The organism is Geminicoccus flavidas (genome assembly GCF_009806515.1).
Classification (GTDB): domain Bacteria; phylum Pseudomonadota; class Alphaproteobacteria; order Geminicoccales; family Geminicoccaceae; genus Geminicoccus; species Geminicoccus flavidus.
This window is the reverse complement of sequence record NZ_WUJP01000910.1, coordinates 1-19,020: the sequence shown is the minus strand read 5'-3', so window position 1 is coordinate 19,020 and position 19,020 is coordinate 1. Positions and strand designations below refer to the sequence as shown.

Sequence of the window (19,020 nt, the reverse complement as noted above, 5' to 3'; positions counted from 1 at the left end):
GGCCGATCCCGCCATGTCGGCGCTGGCAGAACCGGCACAGGGGCTGCACTTGAACCACCGTCAGGCCGAGGAGATCCTGGCGCTGGACCCGGACCTGGTGCTGACCAGCACCTTCACGGACAGCACCACGACAGCACTGCTGGCGCGGCTCGGCCGGCGCGTGGTGGCGCTGCCGCCCGTGACGAGCCTGGCCGAGGCCAGAGCGCAGATCCTGGAAGTGGCGAACCTCCTGGGGGAGTCCGCGCGCGGCCGGGCTATGGCGGCAGCATTCGACGCGGCCCTGGCGGCGGTGCCACCCCCTGCCGGCTCGCAGCCACGGCCGCGCGCCGTCCTGTTCCAGGCGAACGGTTGGACCGAAGGCCCGGCCACCCTGGCCGGTGACGTGCTCCGCCATGCCGGGCTGGACAATCTGGCGGCATCCTTCGGGATCGACGCCTATGGTCGGCTGCCGCTCGAGACCGTGCTGCTGGCAGCGCCCGATCTGGTGGTGAGCGGCACCATGCCGGGTGGGGCACCGTCGCTGGCCCAGGCCCTGCTCGACCATCCGGCCCTGCGCGCCGCTTTGCCGGAACAACGGCGCATCCGGATGCCTGAAGCGCTCTGGACCTGCGGTCTGCCACAGACGGCAGACGCCGTAGCCCTGCTCGCCCGGGCACGGGACCGGCTGCGGTGAGCGACCGCGCCCTAGGGACGGGCCTCGTCCTGCTGCTGGCCCTGCTGTTCTCGGGCTCGCTGCTGCTGGGGCCGGCCACGCCGGCCCTGGCGTTTTTGGAAGGCCTGCTGGCCGACCCGGACGGGCCGCTCTGGCTGATCCTGATCGAAATCCGGCTGCCCCGGGCCCTGCTGGGGACGATGACCGGGGCCAGCCTCGGTTTGGCTGGCGCGGCCTTGCAGGGCTATCTGCGCAATCCCCTGGCCGAGCCTGGCATCGTCGGCGTGTCGGCGTCGGCTGCCTTCGGCGCGGTGCTGGCCTTCTATTCCGGCCTCGCCACCCTCCTGCCGCTGGCCATGCCGGTGTCCGGCATCCTGGGCGCGGTGCTGGGCGTCGTGCTGGTGCAGGCCCTGGCGGGCACCGCCACGCTCGGCCTGATCCTGGCGGGTGTCGCGGTCAGCAGCTTCGCGAGTGCCCTGACCTCGCTCGCCCTGAACCTCTCCCCCAACCCGTTCGCCGCGACCGAGATCACCTTCTGGCTGATGGGCTCGCTGGCCGACCGCAGCTTCGACCATATCTGGCTGGCCCTGCCCTTCACGGTGGCCGGTTGGGCGTGCCTCCTGACCACCAGCCATGCACTGGACGCGCTCAGCCTGGACGAGGATGCCGCGGCCAGCCTGGGCTTCGACCTATCCCGGCTCCGCCTGGTCCTGCTGGCCGGCGTGGCCCTGGCAGTGGGTGCGGCCACCGCCGTCACCGGTCTGGTCGGCTTTGTCGGCCTGGTGGTTCCGCATTTGCTCCGCCCGCTGGTCGGCCACCGGCCGGCACGGCTGCTGCCGTTGAGCGCACTGGGCGGCGCCTGCCTGATGCTGGCGAGCGACCTCCTGGTGCGGCTGGTCACGCCGGGCCAGGAGCTGAAGCTGGGCGTGGTGACCGCCCTAGTCGGCACGCCGTTTTTCTTCTTCCTGGTACTGCGCGCCGCGAGAAATGCGCCGTGAGCCATCTGGTCGCCGACCGGCTGACCTTCCTGCGCGGCGGCCGCCGGCTGCTGGACGAGGTGAGTGCCACGTTCGGGCCGGGCGGGATGACCGGCCTGATCGGCCCGAACGGTGCGGGCAAGACCACGCTGATGCGCTGCCTAGCAGGCTTGGTCCGGCCGGAGCAGGGCCAGGTGAGGCTGGACGGCAGTGCCCTCATTGACTGGCCGGCTCGGGCCCGCGCCCGGCAGCTCGCCTATCTGCCCCAGGCCCACAGGGTCCACTGGCGGCTCAGCGTCACCGACCTGGTGATGCTCGGCCGGTTGCCGCACCGGCGGGGCTGGAACAGTCCAGGACCAGCGGATCGCGCGGCGGTCGCCGAAGCCCTGGCCGCCACGGACTGTACGGGCTTGGCGGCACGCACAGTCGACACCCTGTCCGGTGGGGAGCGGGCACGCGTCCTCCTGGCCCGGGCCCTGGCCGGCAAACCTGCCATTCTGCTTGCCGACGAGCCGACCGCCGGCCTCGATCCCTTCCATCAGCTCGAGGTGATGGAGCGGCTGCAGTCGCTGGCACGCAGCGGCACGACCGTCCTCGTGGTCCTGCACGACCTGTCTGCGGCGGTGCGCTTTTGCGACCGCCTCGTTCTGCTCGATCAGGGCCGTGTGGTGGCGGCGGGCGACCCAGGCGAGGTGACGGCAGCACGCAACCTCAAGGCCGTCTTCCGTATCGAGGCGGTACGGGGCCAGCTGCCGGAGGGAATTTATCTCCTGCCGCGCCGGCGGGTCCTGGACTGAGCAACAGACTGAACGGATCAAGCCGCTGAGGTGGAGTGGCGGTTGTGGTTCGACAAGCACGAGCCTGATCGCGAATGGCCTGTCGCCCCATGCAACCCGCGTGGCGGTGTGGCCGAAGGATTGTCGTGAGTTAGCGCGGCGGCTGCGGGAGCAGGGCGTCCGGTTCTGGGTCGATATGGTCCCGGCGGATACAAAAGGCAGGTTGGGAGTGGCGCTTGCAGGCGACCCTATCCAACGAGATGGTGCTGACACTGCGCTCCTCGAGCAGGCAGCGCGCATTTGCACAGCTCATCGCTGCCGTCCGTGCCAAGGCTGGCTGAGCCCATTTCCTCAGGAAAACTCAGGCCTGGAGGAATAACTGTGGGGAAGGACAATTGGTTGTAACACTTGCTGATTGCCAACCGGCACCAGTCGAACCTGAGAAAACCCCAGTTTTGCGCTGCTCAAGGGACCTTCAGGAAACCTCAGGCTGCGAGGAACGAAAGACAGCGGGGGCTTCCATTGGCGCCGCCATCAGGCACTATCGCACGGGCCAGTATACACAGGAGATGCAGGAACTGCGGCAGCGGGTGGCGCGGCTGGTGCGGGAGGCAGAGCAACTAAGCAAACGGATCTGACCGGAAGTGGGCATGGTTCGGCACCGGCGAAGATTGCAACCTAGAATCTTGTCTACAAGCGATACGACTACCGGAAGTGGATCGTCGACCTGCACGGCTGCGACAAGGTGACGAGGATCGAATCTACCGGCAGCGAGGCTTATGCCTTGGCAATTTCTTGCATATGGGGCTTACCGGCTGTCAGACAAAGGGTACGCAACCAGGAAGAGGCAGCGTGACGGTGCTTAGCTCCTGACTGGATAGACTACAGGATTGGCCCAACAGGTACATTTGCCTGCGCGCATCCGGAGGACGTCATGCTGGTCAAACTCGAATACCATGTACGCTCAAGCGCTCTCGTGGACGAACTGTGGCCAATCGATCTGGAAGGTCTTCATATTGATTGGCACACAACCGGTGGTCTTATTGACAAGGTCACGGTTCAAGTTAGGGCAAAAACGGGTGACCATCCTCCCACCATGACGGAGAGCGACGACCCTGCGGTAGCAGCAAACATCAATCTAGGCGTGTTCGCTCAACTAGATGTAATCGAAAGGAGGCTTCGTGCCATCCAGGGTCTCTTGACTCCCTTTATGTTACTAGAGATCGATTTTGACAGCCTGAACATCGTATGGATTGCAGAGACTGAAGAGGAAGAAAAGAGCCTTACTGTGACGTCTTTCAGCAGGAAGAGAATTCCAAGTCTGGCTGAGCAGCCCAGCGCCATGTCATTTGATTATTTTGTCCGTGCGATGATTGTAGCCCCTCAGATCGAGGAGCGAGAGGCTGCCTTGAATTTCATACGCAGAGGTAGGAGTGATTTGGCTCGTGAGCAATACATCGAAGCATACTACGATTTCTTTTTCTACCTAGAAACCCTGTTCGCACCAGGACTTTCCAAGTCCGCTGAAGTCAAAAAAAGGCTCCGTGGTAGCTCGCGCATTCGCAAGGTACTGCCAGACGTTCGTCAGGACATGAAGGTCCCGCTTAGCAAGATTTTCAACGGGCATAGATTAATTAATATGACGGATGAAGACCTGCTTGATCATTTAGTCGATGTACGAGGATCGCTCCATCATCATTCGCTACGCAAACCGGGCGTCTGGCATCCTGATCGCCAACATGAGTTTGAAGCGGAAACACGGCTACTTCATACGCTCGTATCAGCGCTTGCGATGGGAGACATTCTGCCCCTCCTCTACACAGAAGAGGTGACCGATGCTATGATGGAGACCGCCGTTGAGGCGGATGCAGTAGTGCAGATACTTGGCGAGATTGTCCTCACCGGCGTTGCGGAGCCTGTAACTGTTCTACTGAGGGGGCTAGGCACCGCGGTGACCAACGAGGCAATCGATCAGGCACATCAAAAGCTGAGGAATATAATTGAGCAGCGCCAGATGGTACAGACCGTCAAAATGATCCGCATCTTGTCAGCTGACCGAAACCAAGTGTACGCAGTATATGAAAGACAGAACACAGTAGCAGGATAATTTCAGCTTATTGGAAAATAATTGCCAAAGCTACTTAGAATTTGTTTTTTCCCCTTCTCTCGAACTACCCATTTGACTAGCTGATGGCGAGGATGAAGACGAGGCACATCATTCAGGAACTTTGTCTCCGCCTGGTGCAGTGCCCATGTGAGCGTAGCAGGCTTGCCGAACTCTGAACGGGGTATACCCGTTATGCTGACCGCGTACGGGATGTCGTGCGTTTGCACGATGACGCCTGCACGGTCCCTGTTAGGTTTCAGCATCAGCGAGTAGGCGAAGTGCAGTTCAATCTCACCAGTCAGCTCCTGGTTCTCAGGCTGTTCACCGGTGGCTTGATCGCTCAAGTTTGTCATCCGCCTATCCCAGTAGTTTGCAGCTCAGCATGCACACCGCCTCGACCTCGCCAATAAGGCGCTTGATTACCGAAGAACTTCAGTGATCTTCTCAGCCGAAGGCACGGGCTGCTTCTGGCTTGGCGTCTCCCGCAGCCGTACACCACCTTCGATGAACTCGACGCCAGCCTCTTCCAGAGCACGCGGAATCGCAGCAAGCGTAGCAGGGATCGTCTGCGCATGTCCCGTTTCGCGGCGTACGATCGTGGTCGTGCCGACATTCGCACGCCGAGCAAGATCGCGAACGGTCCAAGCGCTTGGTCATTTTATCCGGCAAGATGCAATCGGGCGCTCCCCATACGGCGAGAAGATCCGAATCTTCCAGTCGCTGCCTTTGAACGCGTCATTCCGTTCGTTGAGCATTTTGACCAAGGTAGGACAGAGGCCTCGCGCCTCTCCGCTGTTCATATCGAGCGTGACGTCGATACTGAGGCCGCCTACCTCGCATTCCGAACTGAGGCCTGTGTTGTCGAACATTTCGCACAGCCTATAGGCCATCTGAACCTGCTTCTCGGAGTCTGAGATCTCGCCAGACTCGTCGGCTGCGAGCACCAAAAGGGGCAATGCGAGTAGCAAGGACATTGAGCATCACCGAAAATTACCTGGAATGCCCCTGGCTATTTTCCTCGTCAGCCACAGGGCTACCGGAAACAATCGTCTCTCCAGCCTTCAGGCCAGCCTCGAACAGCCGACGCATCGCCTCAGGCCTGGTCGGAACGTCTGGCTGAGCAGCCCGCCAACAATCCAACTTTGCCAGTGCGTCAGACTGCAGCCGCACACCCACCAGCGTCCCCGTCGCATCGGGGCGCTTCTTCGGTGTTTTCGTGTTATCACGAATTGACGTAGACATGACAACGTGATAACACCAAAGGCGAGCCGAGACAAGGCGGCAACCTGGTCCCGGCTCTGACCTCTGACTTGGAAGGCTACTCCATGTCGTCGGCTGAACACGTCCATACCACCTCCCGCCGCACACTGCTCGCGGGCATCGCCGCCGCACCGGTGATCGGCGTCACAGCGGCCGCGCCCGTCCGCCATGCCGGATCCACCATCGCCGCCTGCTGGCAAGAGCGCGAGGCACTGCTGGCCAGGCGGCGCCAGTTGCTCGTCCAGCAGGACGGGGATGCGCTCGACGCCCTGTGGACGCCAATCTTCGACGTCGAGGAGCGGATCGCGCAGTGCCGCTCGACCAGCAGGGACGACCTCAAGATCAAGGCGGCGCTCGCCAACGACCTGCTCGCAGACGCGCCGGACGAGGAGGACATCCACCACCCGATCCTGCTCAGCATCTTCCGAGACGTGGAGCGGATGCTGCTGACGGGAGTGCCGGCATGAGGCCCCTCTCCAAGGTCGATGCCGTCGCCCTGGACGACCTGTCCGGTACGGCCTGGCGCCATGCCAACCAGCTTGTGCTGGTGATGAAGGCGCTGAACCGGTCGATGACGGATGGTCAGGAGATCAGCCACGCTGAGATCGAGGCGGCCTATGACCTGGCAGAAGAACTGCGCTTCGACGTGGCTCAGGTTCGGAAGGTGGCCGGGTCGCCTGCAGAGGAAACACTGCTGGTTCGTCGGGCCCTTGGGCATGTCGTGGAGGATCTGGCGTGATGCGCACCTGCACCAGCCGTCGCAACTTGCTCGAGCGCGTCAGCACAGCCTCGACGATCGGTGTTGCCGCGGTCGCTGCACCCGCAATCGCTGAGCCCTCGCCAGCGCCGCGACATCCGGATGCCGAGCTCCTCCGCCTCCGGGACGCCCTGGAGCAGGCCTGGGAGGCCGAGGAGGCCACTTATGCCCGCAACGCCCGCCCGGACTTCGTGCAGGCGATCGAGGACGAGAACCAGGCCGCCTTCGAGAAGGTCCTGGCGATTGCCGAGCGCATGATCGACCTGCCGGCCACCACGCTGGAAGGACTGCTGGCCAAGGCCACGGCGATTGCCTGGCTGAAGCGGGACGAACCGCGCTTCGAGCGCATCGACTACCAGGACGCCTGGCTCGACACCTGGGGATGCTGCTCGATCGCCAACGACCTCCTGATGATGCGGAGGTACCGGGCATGAACCGGTCAGGCCCTGCTCTCGCCTTCGGCACCAGCAACGCCCTGAAGGGAGCTGAAATGCTGCTCACCGCCAAAGCTGCCAAGCACCTGGATGCGGTCCGGCTCGACCAGAGCCCTGCTGGCCGGATCAATACGCTACGCCTGGAGTGGCTGGAGGCGCAGAGCCAGAACTTCTGGGCAATGGGCAACTTGCGGCGCATCCCAGAAGGTACCGAGCGCTACGAGAAGGCTGTGGAGCGGATCGTGCGGCGCCAGGCAATGATGTTCAGCCTGGTGGAGCGGTCCTGCCTCGTTCCGCTGGACGGGCCCGAGGCACGCCGGCAGCTGCAGCGTTTTGCCGACTGGATTGAGAAGGCTGGCAGCGACCACGAAGACCGCGACATCGAGCTGATCGAAGCTCGACTCGGTGAGGTCATCGACGGCGAGTACGAGGTCGTGCAGCCCCATTTGCTGGCAGCACCAACGAAGAAAACCGGGCGCGGTAAGGGAGCGATCGCCGCGTCTTGAAGTCAACGAGTGGGCAGCGCTCCACCTTTAGAAGGATCCGCTCGGCGGTCGATGTGTCCCTGATCGACCACCGGCGTGTACCGAGCCAACGTCTAAAGCTCGCCCCCAGCTATACATAATACTCCAGCCGAGGTGGCTGGATTGCACGTCGAGAGTGAGGAGCTTTTAGCTTCCGGGAAGCTCCGCCGCGTTCGGGAAGAACAGGTCCGTCCAAGCTGCGGGCTCGTTGTTGATGCGCCCGATCTTGTGCATGAACGTCGCCATCTTCATCGTCTGGCGCGGCGTCAGCGACATCGTCACCTGGGGGTCGGAAATGATCGCTTCGATATCCTCGACCGATTCGCTGCTGCCAGACATCCGCTTGTAGGTCTCGGCGGCTGCCCTCTTGTCGGCATTGATGATATCGATTGCCTTCTCGAGAGCCGCCACGAACGCGGCGTAGGCTTTGGGACTTTCGTCGTGGAACCGGCTGGTGGTGAAGACGGCCGTGTTGGTCGCGGGCCCGCCCAGGATATCGTAGCTGCTGATGACCGGGTGCACGCCCGGCTGCTTCTTCTGCATGTACTGATATGGCAGGGCCGAAAAATGTGCGGTGATCACGCCGCCGCCGCCGGACAGCAGCGTCGCCATTGCCTCCGGGTGCGGCAAGGAGACGGTGAGCGGGTCCAGCCGATCGTACTCGTCTTCCCCGAACTCGGCAGCCGCGGCCATCTGCAGCAGCATGGCCTGGTTGGAGACCTTGATCGTCGTGACCGCGATCTTGTCGTCCTCCGTGAAGTCGCGGATCGACTTCACGGAGGGGTTGATGGTCAGCAGTTCCATCGGCATCTCGACCAGGGAGCCGATGCCGCGGATCTCCATGGCAGAGCCCTTGGTCCGGTCCCATAGCGTGATGAGCGACGGCGCGCCGGCGGCGCCGATGTCGAGGTCGCCGGAGATCAGCGCCTCGTTCATGGCACCTGGCCCACCCAGCTGCACCCAGGACACGGTGAGGTCAGGTATGCCGGCCGCGGCCGCTTCCTGCTCGACCAGCTTCTGGTCCTCCATGATCATGAGCGGCAGGCTGCTCAGCCCGTATTGCCGGGCCGCTCTGATCTCGCTGACCTCCGCGGACGCCGTCGACACCAGGCCGGCCGCGAGAATGGCGGCGCCGAGCAGGCGCGCCGTGGCTTGATGAATCACGTGCTTTCTTACCCTGATAAAGCTGTTGCCGTTCGTGCCGATCATCAGCGCTGCATGCCCCAACGCTGCACGGTGCGGGCCTCGATCGCCCGGAAGATGACGGACTCGACGAAGAGACCGATCAGGATGACCGTCAGCAGGCCGGCGAAGACCTGAGCGGTGAGCAGTTCGGCGCGGGCCTCGAAGATGTACCAGCCGAGCCCGCCCGAGCGGGACGAGACACCGAACACGAGCTCGGCGGCGATCAGTGTCCGCCAAGCGAACGCCCAACCGATCTTGAGGCCGGCCAGGATCGCCGGGAACGCCGCCGGGATCAGGATCAGCATGACGTATCTGATCCCGCTCAGCCCGTAGTTGCGGCCGGACATCCGCAGCGTCTCGGGCACCGAGCGGAACCCGCTATGGGTGTTGAGGGAGACCGCCCAGAGCACCGAATGGATGATGACGAAGACCAGCGAGGGAATGCCCAGGCCGAACCAGATGAGTGCCAATGGCAGAAGGGCGATCGCCGGCAGCGGATTGAACATCGCGGTCAGCGTCGACAGCAGGTCGGTACCGATCCGGCTCGACACCGCCAGCGTCGTGAAGACCGCTGCCAGGGCGAGGCCTGCGCCGTAGCCGAGGACGAGCACCTGCAGGGAGGTGAAGGTCCGGCTGATCAGGGGACCGTCGACCAGATCACGCCAGAAGGTCGCGAGCGTCTCGGAGAAGGTCGGAAAGAGCAGAGGATTGCTGAGGAAGCGGGCGTAGCACTCCCATACCACTGCCAGCACGATCAGCATCACGAACCGCCGGAACGGGGTACTGCCCCATAGCCGCTCCGATAGCGAGAGCGGTCGCTGGACCTCGCCCACGTCACTCGCGTCGGTAAGCTGCCGCTCGTACTCCGGACGCAGGCCGGGTGCAGCATGAGTTGCCATCACGACCGTACCTCCACCGCGAGCTCATCTTCGAACAGGAAGTCGTGGATCCGCTTGGACAGGCGGCCGAAATCGGGATGGTCCACCGAGCCGTGGCCGAACCCGGTCGAGTTCAGTTCGGCTCGTACGCGCCCGGGATGCGGAGAAAGTACCAGGATCCTGGATCCCACCAGGATCGCCTCCTCGATCGAGTGCGTGACAAACATGACGGTGAAGTGCAGCTGGTCCCAAAGTCCCAGCAGCTCCTCCTGCATCTTGCGACGGGTCAGCGCATCGAGCGCCGCGAACGGCTCGTCCATCAGCAGGATGTCCGGCTCCATTGCCATGGCCCGCGCGATGGCCACGCGCATCTTCATGCCGCCGGACAGCATGTGCGGGTAGACGTCGGCGAACTTGCTCAGGTTGACCTTGGCCAGGGCCGAGAGCGCCCGTTCCCGCGCGTCCGCGCCCTTGAACCTGCCGGACACTTTCATCGGGAACAGCACGTTCTGCAGGACGGTCTTCCAGGGCATCAGCTGCTCGAATTCCTGGAACACCATCATCCGGTCGGGGCCGGGCCCGCTGATCTCCCGGCCGCGGATCCGCATGCTGCCCTCTACCGGGTTCATGAAGCCACCCACCGCCTTGAGCAGGGTCGACTTCCCGCAGCCCGAGGGCCCCAGAATCACAAACCGGTCAGCCTCATGGACATCGAAGTCGACCCGATAGGTGGCAGTCACCAGGTGCTGGGGTGTCTTGTACTGCAGCGTCACTCCTTGGACCTGTAGCAGCACCGGAAGCGGCGTCGCATCGACCCTCTGGAAGGCTTCGGCCTGGTGCGTCCTGGCTTCCGTCATCAGCATTCCACCTCTCCGAAGGCCGCACTCCGGGCAGGATGAAGACCTGCGTCGGACATAGTTCCTCCCTTGTCTTGCCGACTGGACAGCCGGTTGCTGGTAGAGCTAGGTACCTATTATACCAAACGGCGTCAATTCGTACCCAGCTGAGAAAAAAGGCCCTCGTTTGGCCGGGCGTGGAACAGAGTCAGGAGGTGTTGGAGTGGCGAGCGAGGAAACGCAGAACGTGATCGTCGCGGAGAAGGCACTGAAGTCATTCTGCGTGGAGGTTCTGCACAAGGTGGGTGTGCCAAGCGATGAGGCGAACCTCATCGTCGACAATCTGATCGAGGCCGACTTGCGTGGCGTCGAATCGCATGGGGTCGTGCGTTTCCCCATCTACGTGAAGCGGATCGTCGACGGCGGCAGCAATCCTCGCCCGCAGATCAGGATCGTCCGCCAGACCCGGACCACCGCCGTAGTCGATGGCGACAACGGCATGGGCCAGCTGGTCGGCGTACGTGCGATGGAGATCGCCATCGACAAGGCGAGCGAGGGCGACTGCGCCTTCGTGTCAGTCCGCAACAGCAACCATTTCGGTGCCGCGGCCTACTATGCCGAGATGGCGGCCCGTCGCGACATGATCGGGCTGGTGTTCACCATCGGTGGCATTAACCACATGACCCCATGGGGGGGTGCCGAGGCGACCCTGGGCAACAACCCGTTCGCGGTGGCATTTCCAACCGATCGGGACTTTCCGATCGTGCTCGACATGGCGTGCAGCATCGCCGCGCGCGGCAAGATCATTGTCGCCGCCAAGGAAGGCACGCCGATCCCCGCCGATTGGGCAAGCGGGCCGGACGGACTTCCCACCACTGATCCCGTGGAAGCGCTGAAGGGCTTCGTCCTGCCGGTGGGCGGGCCGAAAGGCTACGCGCTCACCTTCACGGTGGGCCTGCTCAGCACGATGCTGTCCGGCGCCTATTTCGGCTCGGAAGTGACCCACATGTACGACAAGACCGAGACGCCCCAGAACGTCGGCCACCTGTTCGGCGTGTTGCCGATTGCCTCCTTCGAGGATGTGGATGCGTACCGGACGCGCATCGGCAAGGCGATCCGCGACATGCACGAGGCGAAGAAGGCACCGGGCGTCGAGCGGATCTATGTACCGGGCGAGCGTGAGCATCTGGCCCTGCAGGCCCGGCGGGCGGCGGGTATTCCGCTGGGTGGCGGGGTATTCCGGGAGCTTCGGGAGATGAGCGAGCATTTTGATGTGCCGCTCGTCGCCTCCGGCGCCGCTTGACCACCGCGGCATCGCCATGAGCGAGTTCACCGTCCGGCCCGTGCGTCGCCGCAAGCTCTACGAGGAGATCGTGGAGCACCTCGAGCAGATGATGTTCAAGGGCAAGCTGGCACCAGGCGATCTCCTTCCATCGGAGCGCGAACTGATGGAGATGTTCGGTGTCGGACGTCCCTCGGTGCGTGAAGCTCTGTTCGCGCTGCAGCGCATGGGCCTCGTGGCGGTCCGCAACGGCGAGCGCGCCTATGTCACCCGCCCCTCGGCGGAGCGGCTGGTCAGGGAGCTGTCGGGCGCGGCTCGGCATTTCCTCGCTCACCCGGAAGGCGTACGGGAGTTCCAGCAGGCCCGGCGCATGCTGGAATGTCTGATGGCGCGCCATGCGGCGGAGCAGGCGGACGATACCGACATTGCGGAGCTGGCCGCTGCGCTCACCGAGAACGAGCGCGCGATGGCGGACAGTTTCGAGGAGTTCGCACGCACCGACGTCGCGTTCCATTTCCGCATCACCCAGATCTCAGGCAATTCGCTCTTCATCGCCATGCATACCGCAGCGGTCGAATGGCTGTCCGAGCAGCGCCTGGCCACGGTCAGGGCCGAGGGTTCCATGCAGGATGCCTTTGCTGCCCACCAGAAGATCTTCGAGGCGATCGCCGCGCACCAACCCGATGAAGCGGCACAGGCGATGGCCACGCACCTCGACCAGGTCGCGCAGTACTACTGGGAATCCCGGAGAACCTCTTGATGTCCCCTTTCATCATCATCGTCGAGTTCGTCGTGGCACCCGCCGATACGGCCCGCTTCCGGCAACTGATGGTCGAGAACGCGGCGCGGTCGCTCGCCGACGAACCCGGCTGCCGCCAGTTCGACGTCTGCAACCCTGTGGGTGAGCAGGAGCGGTTCATCCTCTACGAGATCTACGACGACGAGGCCGCCTTTCAGGCCCACGTCCGCTCGCCGCACTTCCTGAAATTCGACGCAGCCGTCGCCGGCATGGTGCTGCGCAAGACCGTAACCCAGCTGGAGCTCCTGGAGCAGCCCGCCTGCGCCGCGGCCTGATCCTTTTCGGACCGATCCACATGGCGAGCGCCGATGGCGCTTGTCTTGCGTCCGATAACGTATACGCTACCGCATATGATGGTGGATGCCTCGATCACTGATCCAGACCTTCGCGGCAGCCGCCGCGCCGCCGAGACCGCCTATGACCAGATGAAGCGGCGCATCCTCGACAACGAGTATGCCCCTGGCGCCCAGGTCCTGGAGCAGACCCTGGCCGACGATCTGGGCATGTCGCGGACTCCCGTCCGCGAGGCCCTGATGCGGCTCGCCCGTGAAGGGCTGGTCGAGGTCGTACCGCGCCACGGCATGCGGGTGCTGCCGATCTCGCCGGACGACATGCGCGAGATCTACCAGGTGCTCGCCAGCCTGGAGCCTGCCGCCACCGAGATCCTCGCCGCACGACGCCCCACCGCGCAGGAGGTGGCGCCTCTGGCCCAGGCTTGTGATGCCATGGAGGCGGCCCTGGAAAGGGATGACCTGCTCGGCTGGGCCAAGGCCGACGAGTGCTTTCACTTCGCCCTGGTGAACCTGTGCGGCAACCGACGTCTGGCGGCCATGGTGATGACGGTCTGGGAACAGTCGCACCGCGCGCGGATGTTCACCCTGCGTCTTCGTCCCAAGCCGGTCGAATCCACCCGGGAGCATCGCGCCGTGCTTCAAGCGATCCTGGCCGGGGAGCCCGAGCGGGCGCGGGAGCTCTATCGCCGTCATCGTGAGCGCGCCGCTATCGGCCTGCTCGACATCATCAACAAGTTCGGATTGAGCCGTCTATGAAGTCGAATGCCTTCAACATCGCCGTCATGCCCGGGGACGGCATCGGCATTGAGGTGATGGACGCGACCCTGGCAGTGCTGGACGCGGTCGAGCGTCGGCATGGCCTGGGCTTCCACCGCGACGTGCGTCAGGGCGGCGCCCATCATTTCCGCGAAACCGGCACCGCCTTGGACGAGGCTTCGTTCAAGGCCGCGGAGAAGGCCGATGCGATCCTGTTCGGCGCCATGGGCTGGCCGGACATCCGCTACGAGGATGGCACCGAAATCGCCCCGCAGCTCGACCTGCGCTTCCGCCTGCGGCTTTATGCTGGCGTGCGGCCAATCCGTGCCGTGCCGGGCGTGCCGGCCACCTTGAGCGATCCGCGTGCCAGGGACATCGACTTCGTGGTCCTGCGCGAATCCACGGAAGGCATGTTTGCCTCGCGCGGCAAGGGAGTCATCGAAAACAATCGGCTGGCCCGCGACACGATGGTGATCACCCGCGCGGTCACCGAGCGCCTTTCGCACTTCGCCTTCGATCTCGCCGCCACGCGCGGCAAGCGCAAGGGCCGCAAGGGGACGGTGACGCTGGTCGACAAGGCGAACGTGTTCAAGTCGTTCGCCTTCATGCGCTCGGTATTCTACGAGGTCGCGGCCGGCTATCCCGAGGTCGAGGCGCGCCACCACTACATCGACGCGATGGCGCTCGACCTGGTGCGCCGCCCCTGGGACTTCGACGTGCTGCCGATGGAGAATTTGTTCGGCGACATCATCTCTGACCTGGGCGCCGGACTGATCGGCGGGATGGGGTTCGCGCCATCGGCCGATATCGGCGACGAGCACGGCCTGTTCCAGCCGAGCCACGGCAGTGCGCCGGACATCGCCGGCCGGGGCATCGCGAACCCGACTGGCATGATCCTGTCGCTCGCCATGATGCTGGAGTGGCTGGGCACACGCCATGGCAGCGATGCCTGCATCACTGCGGCCGAGGAAGTGCGCATGGCCGTCGATGCGGCATTCGGCTCGGGTGCGGTACGCTCCTTCGACATCGGGGGCCAGGACGGTACGGGGGCCGTGGCCCGAGCGGTGATCGACCGGCTGGGAGGGTCAGCCTGACGCTCCGATCGACGTTGCAGGGGGCATGGGTGCCGGTGAGACCGGTGCCCGGTTTCCTGCAGAAGCAATCAGGGAGAAGCAGTAGAATGAACAAGATCGCGGCACTCACTGCCGTTGGCGCCTTGGGCTTCGGCGTTGCCACGGAAGCCCATGCCGAGGCGGACGCGTTGCGCGTCGCCAAGCAGTATGGGCTGGGCTACATCCAGTTGATGATCATGGAGGAGGAGGGCCTCGTCGAGAAGCATCTCCAGAAAGCCGGCATGGACGACGTGACGGTCGAGTGGGCGACCTTCCGGTCCAGCGACGTGATGAACGACGCCCTCATCTCCGGCAACATCGACTTCGCGAGCCTCGGCCCTACCGGCATCGTCACGATCTGGGAGCGCACCAAGGGCAGCTACGATGTGAAGGTGGCCGCCGGCCTGAATGCGCTACCCTGGATCCTGACGGTGCGCGATCCATCGATCAAATCCATCACCGACTTCGACGACGACGACCGCATCGCCGTGCCGGCGGTGAAGGTCTCCGGCCAAGCGGCCGCCCTGCAGATGGCGGCGGCCAAGCAGTGGGGCGACGACCAGTTCGAGCGTCTGGACCACCTGACCGTCTCTCTGTCCCATCCCGACGCCACCGCGGCAATGTTGGGCGGCCCCAGCGAGATCGTGGCGAACTTCACCTCGCCCCCTTACGGCCACCGGCAACTCAAGAACCCGAACATTCACGCGATCCTGACCTCCGGCGACGTGCTGGGCGGCCTGTTCTCATTCAACGTCATCGCGACTACGGCCGCGTTCCGCGAGGCAAACCCCGCGCTCTACAACGCATTTCTCGGGGCCCTTCAGGAGGCCACCGACCGGGTGAACGCGGACATGGCCTGGGCCGCCGACATGTACCTGAAGATCTCCAACGACCCGACGCCCAAGGAGGAGATCCTGGAGATCATGCAGGACAAGGAAGCTCGCTTTACGACCGAACCGCTCAACCTGGGTGCGTTCAGCGACTTCATGGCCCGTACTGGCCGGATCAAGGAGGCTCCTGAAGACTGGCGGGCCGAGATGCTGTTCCCTGAGGCGCAGTAGCTTCAGCATACAGCTGAATGAAGCCACTGAAATCGTCAAGTCAATCCGACGGTATCCCGAACTCTTATGGCTTGGTATGGAGTAAATCTTACTGGCAGCACGCGGCTTACAGCACACTCCTGAACCACAAACTACAGCTCGCTACTACGTCAGTCATAGTGGCGCCGCAATCTTGTAGTTTGACTATCAGGACTTAAGCGCTACCGCCGCGTGATCCTCGGCAGCCGTCTGCTCGGCGTGTCGGGCGGTGTGCAGCGGCAGGGCGAGATCATCCACTTGCTGGCCGAGCGGCTGGCAGACCTGAGCGGGCTGCTGGCTAGCGTCGGCTCAAGGGACAGCCGGGGCACGAGCCGCGCGACATCTACATCCGCGACCTGCGCCTGGGCTTGGCCATCAAGGTGCCGGCGGCGGAGTCTCGGTGATGAGGTAATTGCACGCGAACCTCCGGCCTTGAGCAAGGCCCACTTTGCTGAGGCCGGCTCATTGGCAGGCCCCTCGGCCTGCACGCTGCCGGATCATGTCGGACACGCCTGGACAGTCATCGCAGATCGATGCCTGAGGACGCCTCACGTACGGGCAGCTCATCCGCATTCTTCTTTCGCGGTGGCCTCGGATGACACCTGCCGTAAGCGGTGCTGACCACGCATCGTCGGCGGTGACAACCTGGCCAAGCTCGTGATCGGCGCTGGCCTGGCGCAGGGCTGCCCGCGATACAGCGGCGGATTGGCAGCCTGGTTGAAGGCTGAGACGAGGGGACGAGGCGTGAGTGCAGGAGATATGTTGCCAGCACCAATGCAAGGATTCATGTGGCATGGGTCGCACCACAAGTCTTGGCCGAAACCAATCAGGAGGCTGGTAGAATGACCGGCGCGACGGGCGACAATGTGATCGCCTTCAACGAGGCCCATGCGACGTCCTACGCTGAGGGGCCGCCAAGACAAGTTCCGGGGTTCACCGACCTTCATCGCATGACCTCGATGCTTCTGGCGGAGCGTGTCGCCTCGCACGGACGGGTTTTGGTCCTGGGAGCAGGTGGTGGCCTGGAGTTGAAGGCTCTCGCCGACGATCATCCCGGTTGGACGTTTACCGGCGTCGACCCATCGGCCGACATGCTCCGAGTGGCGGAACGGATCGCGGAACGACACTCTGCGCGAATCCACCTCCACGAAGGCTACATCGATGCCGCGCCGGCTGGGCCGTTTGATGGCGCCACCTGTTTGCTGACGCTCCATTTCATTCCGCGCGACCAACGCCTCGAGACCCTCCGCCAGGTCCATCGTCGCCTTGTGCCGGGCGCGCCGTTCATCGCCGCTCACATCAGTTTTTCGCAGAGCGAGCCCGAGCGGTCGATGTGGATCACTCGTCATGTCGCGTTTGGCAGAACCGCTTCCACGAACCTGGAGAGCGCCAAGCGAGCTATCGCGACCAAGCTGTCTATTCTGTCGCCCGAGGCCGACGAGGCACTGCTGCGCGAGGCAGGGTTCTCGAGCGTTAGCCTGTTCTACGCAGGCCTGAGCTTCAGAGGATGGGTAGGATATGCATAGCGCTTGCCATCACCCCCATGCGACTCGTCAGCAAGTCGGCTGTCACAGTGTGGAGCGGTTGCAGGCGGCAGAGCCGCTATTGCAAGACTACCTCCGGCCCAAATGACAACGCCGCCCGGAGGCCGCGCCGGCGGACGAAGCGGCCGCCAGCGGGCAGTTGCCTGCTCAGATCCCCAGGAGGGGCGAGATCTCGTGACGCCACATGATCGCGGCCACCGCGAGCGCCATCACGATGAAGAACCAGATTGCCTCAGCCTTCTCGTTGCCGATCACCAACCAGCCCCAGGCTGCGACGGCCAGTACCGCCACACCGAGCGCTCCCCAGCCCAGCACGGGCGTCGGGTCGAAGCTCTTGGACGCTGCGAGCCGCAGCGCCTGGCTACCGATTACGATCTTCATAGGCTCAATCTTGAAGGTGAAACGCCGCCCGGAGGCGGCGCTGGCGGGAGGGGCGGAGGGGAAGGGTTAAGCGAAGTCGGCCGCGACCAGCGTCGTCACCCCGAACAGCGTGATCGTGCCCGAGAACCCGCCTGGCGCCGCCTCCTGCAGGGCCGCGAACTTCGCGATGTCGATCGTCAGGCTGTGCTTCGTCTCACCCATGAAGGACTGCCAGTTGATCGAGATGGCCTCATCCGCATCCGTCAGGATGCCGTTGCCGTTCGTGTCGAGGTCGGCGAAGTCGAAGGTGTACATGCCGCTAGGATCGTCCACGGCATTGTTGGCTAGCGCTTCAATGGACAGCTTGTCTTCACCATCGGCGAAGTCGCTGATCACATCAGAAACCTCGTGCAGGAGGAAGTACCCATCGTCGCTTGTCCAATCATACGCGTGGTTGAATTCGTAGCGGAACGTGTCCCTCCCTGCGTCCCCTGACAGGATCGACTGCTTCCCACCCGTGTGTTCTCCAGCATGGAGGACATCATCGCCGGCACCGCCGATGAGTCGATCTGATCCCTGGTCGGCGTACAGGCGGTCGTTACCCGCTCCGCCATTAAGGCGATCATCGCCATCCCCGCCCTGCAGAACGTCGTCGCCGAGCTCGCCGCGCATGTTGTCAGCGCCGTCGCCGCCGGATGCGCGGTCATTGCCCGCTCCGCCGAACAGCAGCATGGCCCCAGACACAAAATCTTCGTTCCCCGGCCACGGCATCTCAATCCGATCGTCCCCGTTCCCGGCATAGACGGTATCGTTGCCGCCGCCCGGCATGATCAGGTCGTTGCCGTCGCCGCCATAGATCAGACCGTCACCCAGGCCGCCGTAGAGGTCATCCGGCCCTTGTTGGCCAGAGAGCGTGTCGTTGCCGGCATCGCCCCAGATCCAGTCGCGGTTATCGCCGCCGAACAGGATGTCGTCGCCATCCCCGCCGCTGATCAGGTCGAAGCCGGCGTCGCCATAGATACGGTCGTTGCCAGCCTCGCCGCGGAGCGTGTCGTTGCCCAGACCGCCCTGGATGAAGTCATCGCCGCCGCGACCCTCGATCAGGTCGTTGCCGGCCAGGCCCTGGATGGTGTCGCGCCCGGACGTGCCGAACAGCCGGTCGTTACCGACGGTGCCGGTGATCTTTGCCACGGTGAAGGGCCCCTTGTGGTGATCGGTCTAGGGGCTGAGGGCGACTGCACGCAGATCGTCAGCGAACCATCATTCATCGTCAATGCCTGATGTCACCTGAACACCAGTGAATATAGCGAGACGGGCCGGGCAAGCCACTTATTGGGGCGCGGAAATCACTCGCTCCATCACGCATTTACGCACCGCGACGCTCCGGAAACCACAGCATACAAGACAGT

22 protein-coding genes are annotated in these 19,020 nt (G+C 63.8%); 15 read left to right on the top strand and 7 right to left on the bottom strand.

Features of this window, described 5'->3' with window-relative positions:
• The 4 genes from EQG76_RS26230 to EQG76_RS26215 form a co-directional block, all read left to right on the top strand.
• Positions 1-673: ABC transporter substrate-binding protein (locus EQG76_RS26230; RefSeq protein WP_235031576.1), on the top strand; the 673-nt coding region annotated here is incomplete at its 5' end.
• Positions 670-1,650 carry a FecCD family ABC transporter permease gene (locus tag EQG76_RS26225; RefSeq protein ID WP_159717770.1) on the top strand — a complete coding sequence of 327 codons (981 nt, stop codon included), beginning with the start codon at positions 670-672 and terminating at the stop codon, positions 1,648-1,650. The genes EQG76_RS26230 and EQG76_RS26225, both read left to right, overlap by 4 nt.
• Entirely contained in the window at positions 1,647-2,426 is a 780-nt protein-coding gene (locus EQG76_RS26220) for an ABC transporter ATP-binding protein (RefSeq protein ID WP_235031575.1), read from the top strand. Before EQG76_RS26225 ends, EQG76_RS26220 begins: the two co-directional genes overlap by 4 nt.
• Positions 2,427-3,339: 913 nt before the next feature.
• Positions 3,340-4,512, top strand: a complete 1,173-nt coding sequence (locus EQG76_RS26215; RefSeq protein WP_159717768.1) for a hypothetical protein — start codon at positions 3,340-3,342, stop codon at positions 4,510-4,512.
• A 2-nt stretch (positions 4,513-4,514) separates the two neighbouring features.
• Here EQG76_RS26215 and EQG76_RS26210 read toward each other — a convergent pair whose 3' ends face one another.
• Both EQG76_RS26210 and EQG76_RS26205 read right to left on the bottom strand, forming a co-directional pair.
• A complete protein-coding gene (locus tag EQG76_RS26210; protein ID WP_159717766.1) occupies positions 4,515-4,856 on the bottom strand; it encodes a hypothetical protein in 342 nt (113 codons plus the stop codon).
• A 309-nt stretch (positions 4,857-5,165) separates the two neighbouring features.
• Positions 5,166-5,486 carry a hypothetical protein gene (locus EQG76_RS26205; protein ID WP_159717764.1) on the bottom strand — a complete coding sequence of 107 codons (321 nt, stop codon included), beginning with the start codon at positions 5,484-5,486 and terminating at the stop codon, positions 5,166-5,168.
• A 351-nt stretch (positions 5,487-5,837) separates the two neighbouring features.
• Between EQG76_RS26205 and EQG76_RS26200 the strand changes: the two genes are divergently transcribed.
• The 4 genes from EQG76_RS26200 to EQG76_RS26185 are packed head-to-tail and all read left to right on the top strand — an operon-like array spanning position 5,838 to position 7,469.
• The gene (locus EQG76_RS26200) at positions 5,838-6,239 is read left to right on the top strand and encodes a hypothetical protein (protein ID WP_159717762.1); all 402 of its coding nucleotides are present in this window, start codon (positions 5,838-5,840) and stop codon (positions 6,237-6,239) included.
• Positions 6,236-6,511 carry a hypothetical protein gene (locus EQG76_RS26195; RefSeq protein ID WP_159717760.1) on the top strand — a complete coding sequence of 92 codons (276 nt, stop codon included), beginning with the start codon at positions 6,236-6,238 and terminating at the stop codon, positions 6,509-6,511. The genes EQG76_RS26200 and EQG76_RS26195 overlap by 4 nt, the downstream gene beginning before the upstream one ends.
• The gene (locus EQG76_RS26190) at positions 6,511-6,963 is read left to right on the top strand and encodes a hypothetical protein (RefSeq protein ID WP_159717758.1); all 453 of its coding nucleotides are present in this window, start codon (positions 6,511-6,513) and stop codon (positions 6,961-6,963) included. Before EQG76_RS26195 ends, EQG76_RS26190 begins: the two co-directional genes overlap by 1 nt.
• Positions 6,960-7,469 carry a hypothetical protein gene (locus EQG76_RS26185; RefSeq protein WP_159717756.1) on the top strand — a complete coding sequence of 170 codons (510 nt, stop codon included), beginning with the start codon at positions 6,960-6,962 and terminating at the stop codon, positions 7,467-7,469. Before EQG76_RS26190 ends, EQG76_RS26185 begins: the two co-directional genes overlap by 4 nt.
• Positions 7,470-7,634: 165 nt before the next feature.
• On the opposite strand, the gene EQG76_RS26180 is transcribed toward EQG76_RS26185, so the two are convergent.
• From EQG76_RS26180 to EQG76_RS26170, 3 genes are read right to left on the bottom strand one after another with little or no spacing between them, the layout of a single operon-like run.
• Positions 7,635-8,696 carry an ABC transporter substrate-binding protein gene (locus EQG76_RS26180; RefSeq protein WP_159717754.1) on the bottom strand — a complete coding sequence of 354 codons (1,062 nt, stop codon included), beginning with the start codon at positions 8,694-8,696 and terminating at the stop codon, positions 7,635-7,637.
• Complete coding sequence (locus EQG76_RS26175; RefSeq protein WP_159717752.1) at positions 8,696-9,571, bottom strand: ABC transporter permease; 876 nt, start codon at positions 9,569-9,571, stop codon at positions 8,696-8,698. The genes EQG76_RS26180 and EQG76_RS26175 overlap by 1 nt, the downstream gene beginning before the upstream one ends.
• Complete coding sequence (locus EQG76_RS26170) at positions 9,571-10,413, bottom strand: ABC transporter ATP-binding protein (RefSeq protein WP_235031574.1); 843 nt, start codon at positions 10,411-10,413, stop codon at positions 9,571-9,573. Before EQG76_RS26170 ends, EQG76_RS26175 begins: the two co-directional genes overlap by 1 nt.
• A gap of 196 nt (positions 10,414-10,609) precedes the next feature.
• On the opposite strand from EQG76_RS26170, the gene EQG76_RS26165 reads away from it, so the two are divergent.
• The 7 genes from EQG76_RS26165 to EQG76_RS26135 all read left to right on the top strand — a co-directional run bounded on the left by EQG76_RS26165 (position 10,610) and on the right by EQG76_RS26135 (position 17,233).
• The gene (locus EQG76_RS26165) at positions 10,610-11,689 is read left to right on the top strand and encodes an Ldh family oxidoreductase (protein WP_200841143.1); all 1,080 of its coding nucleotides are present in this window, start codon (positions 10,610-10,612) and stop codon (positions 11,687-11,689) included.
• Between the two features lie 16 nt (positions 11,690-11,705).
• Positions 11,706-12,428 carry a transcriptional regulator NanR gene (nanR, locus tag EQG76_RS26160; RefSeq protein WP_159717750.1) on the top strand — a complete coding sequence of 241 codons (723 nt, stop codon included), beginning with the start codon at positions 11,706-11,708 and terminating at the stop codon, positions 12,426-12,428.
• Entirely contained in the window at positions 12,428-12,742 is a 315-nt protein-coding gene (locus EQG76_RS26155) for a putative quinol monooxygenase (protein ID WP_159717748.1), read from the top strand. Before nanR ends, EQG76_RS26155 begins: the two co-directional genes overlap by 1 nt.
• Before the next feature lie 75 nt (positions 12,743-12,817).
• The gene (locus EQG76_RS26150) at positions 12,818-13,516 is read left to right on the top strand and encodes a GntR family transcriptional regulator (RefSeq protein WP_159717746.1); all 699 of its coding nucleotides are present in this window, start codon (positions 12,818-12,820) and stop codon (positions 13,514-13,516) included.
• Positions 13,513-14,610 carry an isocitrate/isopropylmalate dehydrogenase family protein gene (locus EQG76_RS26145; protein WP_159717744.1) on the top strand — a complete coding sequence of 366 codons (1,098 nt, stop codon included), beginning with the start codon at positions 13,513-13,515 and terminating at the stop codon, positions 14,608-14,610. Before EQG76_RS26150 ends, EQG76_RS26145 begins: the two co-directional genes overlap by 4 nt.
• A gap of 86 nt (positions 14,611-14,696) precedes the next feature.
• The gene (locus EQG76_RS26140) at positions 14,697-15,689 is read left to right on the top strand and encodes an ABC transporter substrate-binding protein (protein WP_159717742.1); all 993 of its coding nucleotides are present in this window, start codon (positions 14,697-14,699) and stop codon (positions 15,687-15,689) included.
• Between the two features lie 860 nt (positions 15,690-16,549).
• On the top strand, positions 16,550-17,233 hold the full coding sequence (locus EQG76_RS26135) for a class I SAM-dependent methyltransferase (RefSeq protein WP_159717740.1): 684 nt from the start codon (positions 16,550-16,552) through the stop codon (positions 17,231-17,233).
• Between the two features lie 165 nt (positions 17,234-17,398).
• Here the strand turns inward: EQG76_RS26135 and EQG76_RS26130 are convergent, their stop codons facing one another.
• Positions 17,399-17,632: a hypothetical protein gene (locus tag EQG76_RS26130; RefSeq protein WP_159717738.1), complete on the bottom strand. Its 234-nt coding sequence runs from the start codon at positions 17,630-17,632 to the stop codon at positions 17,399-17,401.
• Between the two features lie 66 nt (positions 17,633-17,698).
• Positions 17,699-18,802: a calcium-binding protein gene (locus EQG76_RS26125; RefSeq protein WP_159717736.1), complete on the bottom strand. Its 1,104-nt coding sequence runs from the start codon at positions 18,800-18,802 to the stop codon at positions 17,699-17,701.
• Positions 18,803-19,020 lie beyond the last annotated feature (218 nt).

Excerpts from the sequence above, each read along its gene's own strand:
- EQG76_RS26180 (WP_159717754.1), bottom strand. The coding sequence starts at position 8,696 with ATGATCGGCACGAACGGCAACAGCTTTATCAGGGTAAGAAAGCACGTG.
- nanR (WP_159717750.1), top strand. The coding sequence starts at position 11,706 with ATGAGCGAGTTCACCGTCCGGCCCGTGCGTCGCCGCAAGCTCTACGAG.
- EQG76_RS26145 (WP_159717744.1), top strand. The coding sequence starts at position 13,513 with ATGAAGTCGAATGCCTTCAACATCGCCGTCATGCCCGGGGACGGCATC.
- EQG76_RS26130 (WP_159717738.1), bottom strand. The coding sequence starts at position 17,632 with ATGAAGATCGTAATCGGTAGCCAGGCGCTGCGGCTCGCAGCGTCCAAG.
- EQG76_RS26200 (WP_159717762.1), top strand. The coding sequence starts at position 5,838 with ATGTCGTCGGCTGAACACGTCCATACCACCTCCCGCCGCACACTGCTC.
- EQG76_RS26185 (WP_159717756.1), top strand. The coding sequence starts at position 6,960 with ATGAACCGGTCAGGCCCTGCTCTCGCCTTCGGCACCAGCAACGCCCTG.
- EQG76_RS26215 (WP_159717768.1), top strand. The coding sequence starts at position 3,340 with ATGCTGGTCAAACTCGAATACCATGTACGCTCAAGCGCTCTCGTGGAC.
- EQG76_RS26175 (WP_159717752.1), bottom strand. The coding sequence starts at position 9,571 with ATGGCAACTCATGCTGCACCCGGCCTGCGTCCGGAGTACGAGCGGCAG.
- EQG76_RS26140 (WP_159717742.1), top strand. The coding sequence starts at position 14,697 with ATGAACAAGATCGCGGCACTCACTGCCGTTGGCGCCTTGGGCTTCGGC.
- EQG76_RS26190 (WP_159717758.1), top strand. The coding sequence starts at position 6,511 with ATGCGCACCTGCACCAGCCGTCGCAACTTGCTCGAGCGCGTCAGCACA.
- EQG76_RS26205 (WP_159717764.1), bottom strand. The coding sequence starts at position 5,486 with ATGTCCTTGCTACTCGCATTGCCCCTTTTGGTGCTCGCAGCCGACGAG.
- EQG76_RS26155 (WP_159717748.1), top strand. The coding sequence starts at position 12,428 with ATGTCCCCTTTCATCATCATCGTCGAGTTCGTCGTGGCACCCGCCGAT.
- EQG76_RS26135 (WP_159717740.1), top strand. The coding sequence starts at position 16,550 with ATGACCGGCGCGACGGGCGACAATGTGATCGCCTTCAACGAGGCCCAT.
- EQG76_RS26195 (WP_159717760.1), top strand. The coding sequence starts at position 6,236 with ATGAGGCCCCTCTCCAAGGTCGATGCCGTCGCCCTGGACGACCTGTCC.
- EQG76_RS26170 (WP_235031574.1), bottom strand. The coding sequence starts at position 10,413 with ATGCTGATGACGGAAGCCAGGACGCACCAGGCCGAAGCCTTCCAGAGG.
- EQG76_RS26150 (WP_159717746.1), top strand. The coding sequence starts at position 12,818 with ATGATGGTGGATGCCTCGATCACTGATCCAGACCTTCGCGGCAGCCGC.